Below are 11,989 nucleotides of genomic sequence, written 5' to 3'. Positions count from 1 at the left end.
GAGAAGTCCCCACCGGCCTGTGGTGGTGTGTCTGCCGGCGGTTGGGGCGTGCCCCGTCGCGGGCGCGGGGGACCGCGCGAGAAGTCCCCACCGGCCTGTGGTGGTGTGTCTGCCGGCGGTCAGGACGTGCCCCGTCAGGGGCGCGGGGAACTGCGCGAGAAGTCCCCACCGGCCTGTGGTGGTGTGTCTGCCGGCGGTTGGGGCGTGCCCCGTCGCGGGCGCGGGGGACCGCGCGAGAAGTCCCCACCGGCCCGCGGTGGTGCGTCTGCCGGCGGTCAGGACGTGCCCCGTCAGGGGCGCGGGGAACTGCGCGAGAAGTCCCCACCGGCCCGCGGTGTCAGGCATTGCGGTGCCGCCGTGTCTGCCAGAAGGCTCCCGCGGCGAGGAGTGCGACGACTCCCGCACCGGCCAGCAGCCCGAGCGACGGCCCGCTGCCCGACGGCGCACCTCCGGCCGTCCCCGCCGACGTCACCTTCTCGCCGCAGCCCCGCGACGGATACCCCCCGATCGCGCACAACAACGCGTTCGTGTCGTACCGCAGCGGCTTCGCCGCCGTCGCCAGGGCGTCCGCCGCCGTCGCGTCCTCGGGCACCACCGCGCAGGCCGTCCGCCGCACGGGCGGCCGCTCCCCCGGGGGCGCATCCGCCGTCGTACCGAAGTCGACGACCAGCCCCACCCGTTTGCGGCCCCCGACGGCGGCGGTGTCCGCGCAGATCGTCCCGAAGTCCGCCGTGCCGCGCGGCTGCGACGCGTCCGTCGAGTCCTCGCTCACCGCGAAGCGGAACCCCTCGACCGAACCGTCGGCGGGCTGCGCGGTCGAGGGGCCCTGCGTGGCGTACGTCCAGTGCGCGCCGTCCCGCTCCCAGAAGGACCAGTACCGGTAGCCGGTGGCCGCCGCCGGCCCGGCGGCGGCCGTCGCGCACAGCGTCAGCGCGGCCAGGAACAGCAGCCCCGCACGGCGGACCGCGGTCACGGCTGCTGCTGCTTCCGGCGGCCGCTGAACAGGAAACCGATGCCGATACCGGCGACGAGCCCGGTGCCGACGATCCACCACACGCTGTTGCCCGACTTCTTCTCCTCGGCGTGCTTCGCGGCAGCCGCCCGCGGGGCCGGTCCCGTCGCGTTCAGCGCCGTCACCAGGTTCGTGCCGCCGAAGTCACGCGGGTCCGCGCCCATCGCGTGCGCGGCGAGGATCAGTTCGGCGTAGGCCGCGGGCCCGCTCTGCTCCGCCCACGGCGCGGCGTGCGCCTCCAGCCAGGCGTACGGCTTCCTCGCCTGCCCCGTCCAGCCCTGCGCGGCCAGGGCGACGACCGCGTCGGCGGTGTTGCCGTAGTCCGGCTGGGGCGCGGCACCGGCGAGCGCGGAGACGAGATGGCCGCTGCCGGACATGGCGTCCGCCAGGTACGCGGCGCCGTTGCGGGCCACCTCCTCCCGCGTGAGCGTCGTGCCGGAGCCCGCCGCGCAGGCGGGCCCCTTCGCCGGGGCCTTGCCGGCCGTCGTCACGAACCCCTTGCCGAGGGCCCCGAGCACCCCGGCCGCGGTCGCGTCCGCGTTCGCGGTCAGCTTCCCCTGCTTGTCCGGCTGGTAGGCGAGGGCACCGCCGCCGTCCCGGCCGCAGGGGACGGACCACTTGGCGAAGAGGTCGTACGGCGACCTGTCCGCACCCGCGCCGGCCGCAGCGAGCGCGCCGGCGACCACGCCGGTGGAGTTGGTGTCACTGGGCGAGCCCGGGGTGTAGCCCCAGCCGCCGTCCTTGTTCTGCACCGACTTCAGCCAGGTCACGGCCTTGCCTGCGGCGCCGTCGTGCCCGCCGACCGCCTTCAGCGCCTGTACGGCGGCGGCCGTGCTGTTCGTGTCCACCGTCACCTTGGTGTCACAGGCCGCCGTCGGCTCGGCGCGGAACGCGGCGAACGCGCCGTTCGCGCACTGCTGCCCGGCCAGCCAGTCCACCGCCTTCGCGGCCGGGGTCACCCCCACCGCACGCTGGGCCAGCAGGGCGAGCGACTGGCGCCAGACGCCGTCGAACTTCGGGTCCGAACCGCCGTACAGCCCCGACGGGAGCACCGTCGACGCGGACGGCGACGGGGTGCCGGCGGCCAGCGCGGTCGTCGCGGGCATGGCGGCACCGATGACGGCGGTGGCGGCCAGCACTCCGGCGGTGCGGCGGAGGACGGTCATGGTCGGCGGTGCCTCTCCCTGCGGGGAGCCGGGCAGCACGGGAGACCCCGGCGGCTCGGCTCCGTAAACCTCGACGGTGCCGTGCGACGACGGGCGCCGGCGCACGTGAGCCGATCAACGTCCCGGGCGCGGTGGTCCGGCTCGCCACTGCTGGTGGCTCACGGTTGCGGGTCAGCGCCGGAATTGCACCGGCTTCCCCCCGTACGGGTGATGACGACCCGGCTACCCTACCGGCCGCCCGGGGGGAAGCTGAGAGGGGGCTGTGCAGGGACCGTCTCGTTATGGTCGTGCCATGACGGGGAGACTGCTCGGGGCGGGGCGTTCGGCCGACGTGTACGAGATCGACGAGGCGTGGGTGCTGCGCCGGGACCGGGACGGCCGGGGTGACGCGGCCGCCGAGGGCGCGGTGATGGCGTACGTACGGGAGCACGGGTACCCGGCGCCCCGGGTGCGGCCCGCCGCGTCCCGTACCGGACTGGTCATGGAGCGGCTGTCCGGACCGACCATGCTGGCGGCGCTGCTGGCGGGGGAGACGGGCCCGGCGGAGGGCGGTGCGCTGCTCGCCTCGCTGCTGCGGCGGCTGCACGCCGTGCCCGGCCGGGACCCGGCCGACCCCGGCGCCCGGGTCCTCCACCTCGACCTGCATCCGGACAACGTGATCCTGACCCCCGACGGTCCCCGGGTCATCGACTGGACCAACGCCGAGGACGGGCCGCCCGCACTCGACTGGGGCATGTCGGCGGTGATCCTCGCCCAGGTGGCCCTCGGCGCGTACCCGTTGGCCCGTGACCTGCTGACGGCACTGCTCGCCGGTGCCGTCGAACTGACCGAGGACGGACTGACGGAGGCCCTGCGCCGACGGGCGGCCAATCCGACGATGAGCCGGGCGGAGGTCGAAGTGCTCGGCGCGGCGGGGCAGTTGATACGGTCGATCGCCTTCTAGAGCTCTGCCGCCGCCTCTGCGGACCGCCCCCGGGTGAAACCGTGGCTCCGCTCCACCTTCGCCACATGCAGGGTGTAGCTCTCGTACCACTCGGCCCGCCCGCGCCGCTGCGCCGCGCGGTGCTCGGTGTCCGTCCGCCACCGCGTGAGCGCGTCGGCGTCGCGGAAGTACCCGACGGTGATGCCCAGCCCGCCGGGGGTCTGCGCGTGGTCCATCCCCAGGTACCCGGGGATGTCCTTCACCAGGTCCTCCATACGTGCGTTGGTCTCGCCGTAGCCGCTCTGGTCCCGGGTCCGCACCGAGGTGAAGACGGCCACGTAATAAGGGGGTTCGTAGGCCTCGACGGGCACGACAGGCACTTCGGGGTGATCGCTCATGGCCGCACCGTAGGGCGGAGCGCGCCCGGTGATCCAGCGACTTTCCCGAACGGGACGCCCACGGGATCGAACTCTTGACCAAAGCCGCCGAGCGGGTCCGGCGAAGTCGGCGGCGGAAGGAACTGCACCACCGGCCACGACGCCGCGGTAGCCGGTAGCCGGTACATCGCGGCGCATCCAGCGCAGCGTTCAGGCCGCGTCCGCGAGCGGTGCGATGTCCGCCGACAGGTGGCGGGCCATGCGGCGCAGGGCGTCGTCGCAGGCGTCCGGGGTCTCGCCCACCGCCACCCAGAGGGCCAGCCGGTCGGCGTCGGTGGCGTACGGGCCCGCGGTGACGTGGTTGCCGGTGTGCTGGGTGAGGAGCATGCGGTCGGCGCCGGATTCGTGGGCGGCGTCGGGGGAGAGGTCCAGGCGGTCGAGGCGGCCGGTGGCGGCCGGGTACGCGAACTGGATCGCGGCCGCCCGCTGCCGGGTGGGCGTCGTGTCGGGCACCTCCCCGGTGGCCAGGGCGGCCGCGGCACGGGCGAGGTCGACGCCGGTGGCCCGTCTGACGAGGAGCGGGATCAGGTCGCCCGGGAGGTGCGGGGCGACGTCGGTGACCCGGGGGCCGCGGTCGGTGAGGGCGAGGCCGATGTGCAGGACACCCCGGTCGACACCGAGGGCGTGCACGGTGCGGTCGACGGCCAGGCGCAGGAAACGGTTGTGCAGCAGGCCGTCGTGGGCGTGCACGGTGTGCCGGAGCGGCTGCCGGGCGGGCGCCGGGCCCAGGACCGTACGGGTGATGGCGGCGATGCGGATCTCGCCGTCGAGGACGACCGTCTCGGCCGAGACACGGGGCGTGCCGGGGTCGTCGGGGCCGCCGACGGGAACGGCGCCGGCGGTCAGCAGCGCGCGCAGTGCGGGCGGGTCGGTACAGGCCTCGGCCGCGGTGAGGGAGGGGCCGGGCAGCCCCAACTGCCCGGCGATCCTCGCGGCGGCGACCGCGTACTCGCCCGAGAAGGTCAGCACGCCGCGGACTCTGTGCCGGGCCGCGAACCGCACCACCGCCGACGCCGTGGCGCCGCCTTTGCCGGGGTCCGCCGCGAGTCGACCGGCCAGGCACGACTGTGCCCAGGCGGGCGGCGCGGCGTCCACCAGCAGCACCGGGCGGGCCGCGGCGACCCGCGTCAGCGCGAACTCGTCGTACGCGCAACGGCGTCCGGCGCCGAGGAGCAGGACGGGCTGCGGCATCGGTTCGCCTCACCTTCCGGGGAGGAGGCGGGGCGGCTGGTCGCCCCGGGTGCCGCTCCCCCATAGGCGGCACCCGGGGCGGGTCGGTTCGACCGTGGCCTGGTGACGTGATCCTTTCCTGTCGTCCCGTCACATGTCAACGATTGCTGCCTACTTGCGCAGTGGTACTTGTCATGTCTGGTGGGCGGTACCGGTGATTCGATAGCCTCGCGTCTGCCCGGCCCCGCTCGGCCGGCCGACCGATCACGCGCGTCCAGGGGGACCTTGGTGAGTGACGCCCATGCCCCGCTGCCCGGCGTACTGGAGCGGCTCGGGGAGCTGACCGGACGTCCCGGACGGCTCTGCGAGGTCCTGGACGTGGCCGACCTGTCGTACCGCACCGGCATCCCGGTCGGGGTGGTCGCCGAACTCCTCGCGGGCGGCGCCGCACCCGAGGCGGGGCTCGCCGAACGGGTCCGGCAGCGGCTGGACTTCATCCGCGAGAACCGGCGCCGCCCGGACGGCAAGCGGTACTCGCTGGGCGAGCTCGCGGCGATCGCCGGCACCAGCAGGCAGTGGCTGAGCGAGTGGCGCAAGAGCGGGCTGCCGGGCCTCGAACACACCGACCGGCTGCGGCGGTTCTTCGGCCTCCCGCCCGGCTTCTTCACCGCCGACGAGCCCGAGGCGCTGTGCGAGGCGCTCCAGCCGGTGCTGCAGGGCCTGCAGGCCCAGGCCGACCCGCTCTCCCGCCTCCGCGAGAGCGGCCTCGTCCGCCTCGCGGCCCGCGCCCCCCACATGAACCCCCGCCAACTGGCCACCCTCGCCGACCTCGCGGAGATGCTCATCACGGCCGAGGGCGCGGTCAACTGAGCCGGATCGGCTAGACCGCCACATAGGTCACCGGCTCGCTCCCCGGCACCGCCTCCGCGCGGCCCAGCTTCACCAGGCGGCGCAGATGGGCCTCGGCCTCCGAGACGGCGATGTTCCTCGATCCGTACGGGATCTGGTCCCACGGGCGGTTCCACTCCATGCGCACCGCCAGCTGCCACGGTGTGAGCGGCTGCCGCAGGAGGGAGAGCAGGCCGGTGAGGCGGTCCTCGTGGTGGGCCAGCAGTTCGTGGACCCGTGCCGGTGCGTCGGTGAAGGTGTGCTGGTGGGCCGGGAGGACCTCGGCGGGGGCGAGGCGGCCGACGCGCTCCAGGGAGTCGAGGTAGTCGCCGAGCGGGTCGGTCACAGTCGCGTCGTCGGGGTCCTCGTAGAGGCCGATGTGCGGGGTGATCTCCGGGAGGAGGTGGTCGCCGGAGAACAGGCGCCCGTGGCCCGGCAGTCGGGCGGGGTGCTCCTCCTCCAGGTGCAGGCAGACGTGGCCGGGCGTGTGCCCCGGCGTCCAGACGGCACGCAGCCGGCGGCCCGGGAGGCCGAGGAGTTCGCCGGGGAGGATCTCGCGGTCGGGCAGGGCGGGGGCCAGGCCGGGCGGGGTGCTCCGGCGGCGGGGTCCCTCGCGCAACGGCGCCACGTGCTCGTCCGGCGCCCCGGCGGCCGTCAGCTTCGCCGCCATGTACGTGAACCACCGCTCCGGCCGGGTCTCCCGCGCCCGCCGCACGATCGCCGCGTCGGCCGCGTGCATCGCGATCCAGGCCCCGGACGCCTCGCGCACCCGCCCCGACAGCCCGTGATGGTCGGGATGGTGATGCGTGATGACGACCCCGTGCACCTCGCCGACGCCCGTACCGCACGCCGCCAGCCCCGCCACCAGCACGTCCCACGACCCGGGGTCGTCCCACCCGGTGTCCACCAGCACCGGCCCCCGGTCGGTGTCCAGCAGGTACACCAGCGTGTGGCCGAGCGGATTGTCCGGGATGGGCACCGCGACCGACCGTACGCCCCCGCCGAGATCCCGCACCGCCGCCTGGGGCCGTGCCCCCGCCGACTCGCCCAGACTGTCCGCCATCAGCCTTCCTCCGCCCCCGTCCGGTCCCGCCGGCCCCACGGCCGCTTCCACTATAACCAGAGCTGATGATCCGTCAGATAGCTGGTACCGGGCCGGTGCGACCGCATATTGGATTGCCGCGGGCCGGACCGGCCGGGTAGGAAGCGGGCATGCTCAGAGGTGACGCGGTCGGGCTCAGGGCCCGGCACGAAGAGGACATCCCGGTGCTGCGGGCCGAGCTCTACGACGACCTGGGCTACTCCTTGCTGGCCGACAGCGGGCCGTGGCGGCCGGTGCCGCCCGGCTCGAAGGACCCGCGGCTCACGGTGGACCACAAGGACGACGGCAGCGTCAGGTTCTCCGTGGTGGAGCTGGCGGGCGGCACACTGGCCGGCATTGCCACGCTGTGGGGCATCGACACCCACAACCGCTTCGCGCACATCGGGCTCGGCCTGCTGCCGGCCGCCCGCGGCAAGGGCTACGGCACCGACGTGGTCGCGGTCCTGTGCCACTACGGCTTCGTCGTGCGCGGCCTGCACCGCCTGCAGATCGAGACCCTCTCCGGCAACACCGCGATGCTGCGCGCCGCCGAGCGCAACGGCTTCGTCCGCGAGGGCGTGCTGCGCTCGTCGGCCTGGGTGATGGGCGAGTTCGACGACGAGGTGCTGCTCGGGCTCCTCGCCGAGGAGTGGCAGCCGGCGCCGAAGACCCACGCCGGCAGTGACGAACGGACGGGCGCATGAGGCCTGTTGACGGCAGCGCGGTGCCGGGCGCGTCTGCCGAGGGCGCGGCGTCGGGCACGGCGGTGTCCCCGCTGCTGCGCCAGCTCGCCCGCACCCGCCGCTTCACCCTCGGCGCACCCGCCCGTCTCACCGTGGCGCCGGACGGTGCCCGGGTCCTGTTCCTGCGGAGCCGGGACGGCGACGATCCGGTCGGGTGCCTGTGGACGCTCGACCCGGCGACCGGCACGGAGCGGCTGCTGGCCGACCCCGCCGTACTGCTCGGCGACGCGGCCGACGAGGTGCCGCAGGAGGAGCGCGTCCGGCGCGAGCGCGCCAGGCAGCAGGCCGCCGGGATCACCGACTACGCCACCGACGCGGCCGCCCGGACGGCCGCGTTCGCGCTCTCCGGACAGCTGTGGGTGGTGGACACGGGCTCCGGCGCCGTACGGCGACTGCCCGCCCGGCAGCCGGTGGTGGACCCGCGGCCGTCCCCGGACGGGCGGTACGTCGCCTACGTCTGCGGCGGGGCGCTGCGGGTGATCGGCGCCGACGGCGACGGCGACCGGACGGTGGCCGCGCCCGAGCCGGCGGAAGGCCCCGACGTCTTCTTCGGCCTGCCGGAACACGTGGCTAGCGAGTCGATGAACCGCCACCGGGCCTACTGGTGGGCGCCGGACGGGGAGCGGCTGCTGACCACCCGGGTGGACAACCGCGGGGTCGCGCTCTGGTACCTCGCCGATCCGGCCGACCCCGCCAGGCCGCCGCGCACGATGCGCTACCCGCGGGTCGGCACCGCCAACGCCGAGGTCACGCTGTGGATCGCCGACCTGGCGGGCAGCCGCACCGAGGTCCGCTGGGACCGGGCCGGTTTCGAGTACCTGCCCGTGGCCGGCTGGGACGGGCACGGTCCGTTCGCGGTCGTGCTCAGCCGCGACCAGCGCACCCTCCAGGTGCTGGCCGTCGATCCGGCGGACGGCTCGACCGGCCTGCTGGCCGAGCGGCACGACGAGCGCTGGGTGGAGCTGCTGGTGCCGGGAGTGCCCGCGCGCACGGGCACCGGCCGGCTCGTCGACTACCTCGACCGGGACGAGACGCGGCACCTGACCGTCGACGGCGCCCCGGTCACGCCGGACGGCCTGCAACTGCACGAGGTGCTCGCGGTGGACGGCGAGACGGTGTTCTTCACGGCGGCCGCGGAACCCACCGAGCGCCATGTGTGGAGGTACCGGCCGGATCAGGGCGTACGCCAATTGACCGGGCGGCCGGGCGTGCACTCCGGCGCGTTCGGCGGCGGCACGTTCGTGCGGGTCACGCGCACGCCCGAGCTGCCTGGCTCGCACACCACCGTGCACCGGCTGACCGGGGACGGCCGGCCGGAACCGGACGGCCCCGCGCCCGTCGAGATCCGCTCGCACGCCCGGCGACCGGTGCTGCGCCTGCGCGTCGAGTCCGCCGTCGTCGGACCGCGCGCACTGCGCACGCACCTCTTCCTGCCCTCCTGGCACCGGGCCGGCGACGCCACGCTGCCGGTGCTGCTCGACCCCTACGGCGGCCCCGCCATGCAGAAGGTGCTGGCCGAACAGGCCTCGCACGCCTTCGTCTCCCAGTGGTTCGCCGAACAGGGCTTCGCGGTGCTGGTGGCGGACGGCGCCGGCACGCCCGGACGCGGGCCGCGCTGGGAGAAGGAGATCTTCGGCGACCTGATCGGCCCGCCCCTGGACGACCAGGTCACCGCCCTGCACGCGACGGCCGGGCGCCACCCGGAGCTGGACCTCGGCCGAGTCGGCATCCGCGGCTGGTCGTTCGGCGGGATCCTGGCCGCCGCCGCGGTGCTGCGCAGGCCCGACGTCTTCCACGCCGCGGTGTCCGGCGCCCCGCTCACCGACCAGCGGCTCTACGACGCGTGCTGGAAGGAGCGCTTCCTCGGTCCGCCCGACCGGTACCCGGAGCACTACGAGTCGTCCTCGCTGCTCGCCGACGCCCCGAAGCTCAGCCGCCCGCTGCTGCTGGTGCACGGGCTGGCCGACGACAACGTCTTCGTGGCCGGCACCCTGCGGCTGTCCGCCGCTCTGCTGGCCGCCGGGAAACCGCACGAGGTGCTGCCGCTGAGCGGCATGACACACGCCGCGCCGGCCGACGACACCTTCGCCCGGCTGGCGGGGCACCAACTGGACTTCCTCCGCCGCCACCTGACCGGCAGCCCCGCCACGACGCCCGGCTAGCACGCCCCTGGCTTAGTTCAACTAGAACTGGTATCAGTTCTGAAACATCGTCAGGAAGGGTGGCGGGGCGCCATGACCGAGTTCCTGGAACACGGACAGCTGTTCATCGGCGGGGAGTTGACCGACCCTCTGGGCAAGGACGTCATCGAGGTGGTCTCCCCGCACACCGAGGAGGTCTTCGGGCGGGTGCCGCATGCCTCGCGGGCGGACGTGGACCGGGCGGTGGCGGTGGCGCGGCGGGCGTTCGACGAGGGGCCCTGGCCGCGGATGACGCTCGACGAGCGGATCGAGGTCGTCACCCGGATCAAGGACGCGATCGCCGTGCGGCACGAGGAGATCGCCCGGGTGATCTCGTCCGAGAACGGTTCGCCGTACTCCTGGAGCGTCCTCGCGCAGGCGCTCGGCGCGATGATGGTGTGGGACGCGGCGATCAGGGTCGCGCGCGACTTCACGTACGAGGAGACGCGCGACGGGGTGCTGGGGAAGATCCTGGTGCGGCGGGAGCCGGTCGGGGTGGTGGCGGCCGTGGTGCCGTGGAACGTGCCCCAGTTCGTGGCCGCCGCCAAGCTCGCCCCCGCGCTGCTCACCGGCTGCACGGTGGTGCTCAAGCCGTCCCCGGAGTCGCCGCTGGACGCGTACATCCTGGGCGAGATCACGAAGGAGGCGGGGCTGCCGGAGGGCGTGCTGTCGATCCTCCCGGCGGACCGCGAGGTCAGTGAGTACCTGGTCGCCCATCCCGGCGTCGACAAGGTCTCCTTCACCGGCTCGGTCGCGGCCGGCAAGCGCGTGATGGAGGTCGCCGCGAAGAACCTCACCCGGGTGACCCTGGAGCTCGGCGGCAAGTCGGCGGCCGTCGTGCTGCCGGACGCGGACACGGCCGCCGCCGTCGCCGGCATCGTCCCGGCGGCCTGGATGAACAACGGCCAGGCGTGCGTCGCGCAGACCCGCATCCTCGTCCCGCGCTCGCGCTACGACGAGTTCGCCGACGCCTTCGCGGCCGCGGCGAGCGCCCTGAAGGTCGGCGACCCGCTGGACCCGGCCACCCAGGTGGGCCCGCTGGTCGCGCGCCGCCAGCAGCAGCGGAACCTGGACTACATCCGCATCGGCCAGGAGGAGGGTGCGAAGATCCTGACGGGCGGCGGCCGTCCCGCCGGCCTGGCGAAGGGCTGGTACGTCGAGCCCACCCTCTTCGGCGACGTCGACAACTCCATGCGGATCGCGCGGGAGGAGATCTTCGGGCCGGTGATCTGCCTGCTCCCCTACGGCGACGAGTCCGAGGCCCTGAAGATCGCGAACGACTCGGACTACGGGCTGAGCGGCAGCGTCTGGACGGCGGACGTGGCGCACGGCATCGAGGTCGCGCGGCAGGTCCGTACCGGCACCTACTCCGTGAACACCTTCAGCCTCGACATGCTGGGCCCCTTCGGCGGCTACAAGAACTCCGGCCTGGGACGGGAGTTCGGGCCGGAGGGGTACGGCGAGTTCCTCGAACACAAGATGATCCACCTGCCGGCCGGCTGGGAGGGGTGAGGGGCCGCCATGGGTGACCGCTGGCACGTCGAGGTCGACCGGTCGATCTGCATCGGCTCGGCCCAGTGCGTCCACCGCGCCACCGGGGCCTTCCGCCTCGACTCCGCCATGCAGTCCCACCCCGTGGACCCGGAGACGGACGCCAGCGGAAGGGTCCTCGACGCGGCGGAGAACTGCCCGGTGGAGGCGATCACGATCACCCTGCTGGACAGCGGGGAGCAGGTGTTCCCGCCGGAGGACTAACGCCGTCCCAGGGTCGCGAACAGTGCGCGGGCCCGGGTGCCGTCCGACTGCTCCCAGGCGCCGGTGACCTGCCCGACCGCGCCGTCGGGTGCCGTCGAACCGGCGGTCAGCACGCGCCGCAGCCGCAGCACCAGGCCGTCGCCGCCCGGTACGGCGAACTCGGTGCTCTCGTCGGTGTCGACGGGGGCGCCGAGGCCGGGCACCGGACCCGCACCGGCGTAGGACCCGGTGACCTCGCGGTCGGGGGTGTCGGTGATGCTCTGCGCCTGGGCCTCGGCGCGGCCCTCGATCAGGGCGAGCAGCCCGGCGGTGAGGACCGGGTCGTGGCAGCCGTCGTAGGCCCAGCGGGTGCCGAGGACCCCGTGTTCCATGGTGCCGACGAGCGCGTGCCCGGCGCCGGGCAGCGGGGCGCCGCGGTAGGTGAGCGGTACCAGATAGGCCGCTGCGCCGTCCGTGACGACCATGAACTCGATCCCGACCTCGCCCGCCGGGTCGTCCAGCCGGAATCCGCCGGCCTTCGTCAACTCCGGTGCGGCGGCGCCGCGGTACCAGGGGCGGGTGGGGAGCCAGCCGGCGAGGAGTTCGACCTTGGTGGGCTTGAGGGTGGTGTGGTGGATGAGTGCCATGGGGAGGAT

General features: G+C 74.5%; 12 protein-coding genes and 1 riboswitch. Of the genes, 6 read left to right on the top strand and 6 right to left on the bottom strand.

Going from position 1 to position 11,989, the window contains the following annotated elements; all coding sequences use genetic code 11:
* Positions 1 to 337: 337 nt before the first annotated feature.
* Both ACIQVL_RS04015 and ACIQVL_RS04010 read right to left on the bottom strand, forming a co-directional pair.
* The gene (locus tag ACIQVL_RS04015; RefSeq protein ID WP_403474292.1) at positions 338 to 973 is read right to left on the bottom strand and encodes an SCO2322 family protein; all 636 of its coding nucleotides are present in this window, start codon (positions 971 to 973) and stop codon (positions 338 to 340) included.
* A complete protein-coding gene (locus tag ACIQVL_RS04010; protein ID WP_403474291.1) occupies positions 970 to 2,178 on the bottom strand; it encodes a prenyltransferase/squalene oxidase repeat-containing protein in 1,209 nt (402 codons plus the stop codon). Before ACIQVL_RS04010 ends, ACIQVL_RS04015 begins: the two co-directional genes overlap by 4 nt.
* Positions 2,179 to 2,285: 107 nt before the next feature.
* A riboswitch (cobalamin riboswitch) is annotated at positions 2,286 to 2,415 on the bottom strand.
* Between the two features lie 55 nt (positions 2,416 to 2,470).
* Between ACIQVL_RS04010 and ACIQVL_RS04005 the strand changes: the two genes are divergently transcribed.
* Positions 2,471 to 3,121 carry a phosphotransferase gene (locus ACIQVL_RS04005; protein ID WP_403430692.1) on the top strand — a complete coding sequence of 217 codons (651 nt, stop codon included), beginning with the start codon at positions 2,471 to 2,473 and terminating at the stop codon, positions 3,119 to 3,121.
* Here the strand turns inward: ACIQVL_RS04005 and ACIQVL_RS04000 are convergent.
* Positions 3,118 to 3,498: an antibiotic biosynthesis monooxygenase family protein gene (locus tag ACIQVL_RS04000; protein WP_403474290.1), complete on the bottom strand. Its 381-nt coding sequence runs from the start codon at positions 3,496 to 3,498 to the stop codon at positions 3,118 to 3,120. The two genes, ACIQVL_RS04005 and ACIQVL_RS04000, sit on opposite strands and share 4 nt — an antisense overlap.
* Positions 3,499 to 3,687: 189 nt before the next feature.
* A complete protein-coding gene (locus ACIQVL_RS03995) occupies positions 3,688 to 4,728 on the bottom strand; it encodes a hypothetical protein (RefSeq protein ID WP_403474289.1) in 1,041 nt (346 codons plus the stop codon).
* A 267-nt stretch (positions 4,729 to 4,995) separates the two neighbouring features.
* On the opposite strand from ACIQVL_RS03995, the gene ACIQVL_RS03990 reads away from it, so the two are divergent.
* Positions 4,996 to 5,577, top strand: a complete 582-nt coding sequence (locus ACIQVL_RS03990) for an XRE family transcriptional regulator (protein ID WP_403430698.1) — start codon at positions 4,996 to 4,998, stop codon at positions 5,575 to 5,577.
* A gap of 10 nt (positions 5,578 to 5,587) precedes the next feature.
* Here the strand turns inward: ACIQVL_RS03990 and ACIQVL_RS03985 are convergent, their stop codons facing one another.
* Positions 5,588 to 6,658, bottom strand: a complete 1,071-nt coding sequence (locus tag ACIQVL_RS03985; RefSeq protein ID WP_403430699.1) for an MBL fold metallo-hydrolase — start codon at positions 6,656 to 6,658, stop codon at positions 5,588 to 5,590.
* A gap of 149 nt (positions 6,659 to 6,807) precedes the next feature.
* Between ACIQVL_RS03985 and ACIQVL_RS03980 the strand changes: the two genes are divergently transcribed.
* The 4 genes from ACIQVL_RS03980 (at position 6,808) to ACIQVL_RS03965 (ending at position 11,354) form a co-directional block, all read left to right on the top strand.
* Entirely contained in the window at positions 6,808 to 7,380 is a 573-nt protein-coding gene (locus ACIQVL_RS03980) for a GNAT family N-acetyltransferase (RefSeq protein WP_403430700.1), read from the top strand.
* Positions 7,377 to 9,581: a prolyl oligopeptidase family serine peptidase gene (locus ACIQVL_RS03975; protein WP_403430701.1), complete on the top strand. Its 2,205-nt coding sequence runs from the start codon at positions 7,377 to 7,379 to the stop codon at positions 9,579 to 9,581. The genes ACIQVL_RS03980 and ACIQVL_RS03975 overlap by 4 nt, the downstream gene beginning before the upstream one ends.
* A gap of 72 nt (positions 9,582 to 9,653) precedes the next feature.
* Positions 9,654 to 11,111, top strand: a complete 1,458-nt coding sequence (locus ACIQVL_RS03970) for an aldehyde dehydrogenase (RefSeq protein WP_403430702.1) — start codon at positions 9,654 to 9,656, stop codon at positions 11,109 to 11,111.
* Between the two features lie 9 nt (positions 11,112 to 11,120).
* Entirely contained in the window at positions 11,121 to 11,354 is a 234-nt protein-coding gene (locus ACIQVL_RS03965) for a ferredoxin (protein WP_403430704.1), read from the top strand.
* On the opposite strand, the gene ACIQVL_RS03960 is transcribed toward ACIQVL_RS03965, so the two are convergent.
* Positions 11,351 to 11,980, bottom strand: coding sequence for a 1,4-alpha-glucan branching protein (locus ACIQVL_RS03960; RefSeq protein ID WP_403430705.1), 630 nt, complete (start codon positions 11,978 to 11,980; stop codon positions 11,351 to 11,353). The two genes, ACIQVL_RS03965 and ACIQVL_RS03960, sit on opposite strands and share 4 nt — an antisense overlap.
* Positions 11,981 to 11,989: the final 9 nt, after the last annotated feature.

Origin of the sequence: Streptomyces sp. NPDC090499 (assembly GCF_044769305.1) — a bacterium.
GTDB lineage: Bacteria > Actinomycetota > Actinomycetes > Streptomycetales > Streptomycetaceae > Streptomyces.
Note: the sequence above shows the minus strand (reverse complement) of the source record. Positions and strands in the feature narration are given on the sequence as shown.

Coding starts and splice junctions, on each gene's coding strand:
- ACIQVL_RS03995 (WP_403474289.1), bottom strand. CDS start 4,728: ATGCCGCAGCCCGTCCTGCTCCTCGGCGCCGGACGCCGTTGCGCGTAC.
- ACIQVL_RS03965 (WP_403430704.1), top strand. CDS start 11,121: ATGGGTGACCGCTGGCACGTCGAGGTCGACCGGTCGATCTGCATCGGC.
- ACIQVL_RS03985 (WP_403430699.1), bottom strand. CDS start 6,658: ATGGCGGACAGTCTGGGCGAGTCGGCGGGGGCACGGCCCCAGGCGGCG.
- ACIQVL_RS04010 (WP_403474291.1), bottom strand. CDS start 2,178: ATGACCGTCCTCCGCCGCACCGCCGGAGTGCTGGCCGCCACCGCCGTC.
- ACIQVL_RS03970 (WP_403430702.1), top strand. CDS start 9,654: ATGACCGAGTTCCTGGAACACGGACAGCTGTTCATCGGCGGGGAGTTG.
- ACIQVL_RS04005 (WP_403430692.1), top strand. CDS start 2,471: ATGACGGGGAGACTGCTCGGGGCGGGGCGTTCGGCCGACGTGTACGAG.
- ACIQVL_RS03980 (WP_403430700.1), top strand. CDS start 6,808: ATGCTCAGAGGTGACGCGGTCGGGCTCAGGGCCCGGCACGAAGAGGAC.
- ACIQVL_RS04000 (WP_403474290.1), bottom strand. CDS start 3,498: ATGAGCGATCACCCCGAAGTGCCTGTCGTGCCCGTCGAGGCCTACGAA.
- ACIQVL_RS03975 (WP_403430701.1), top strand. CDS start 7,377: ATGAGGCCTGTTGACGGCAGCGCGGTGCCGGGCGCGTCTGCCGAGGGC.
- ACIQVL_RS03960 (WP_403430705.1), bottom strand. CDS start 11,980: ATGGCACTCATCCACCACACCACCCTCAAGCCCACCAAGGTCGAACTC.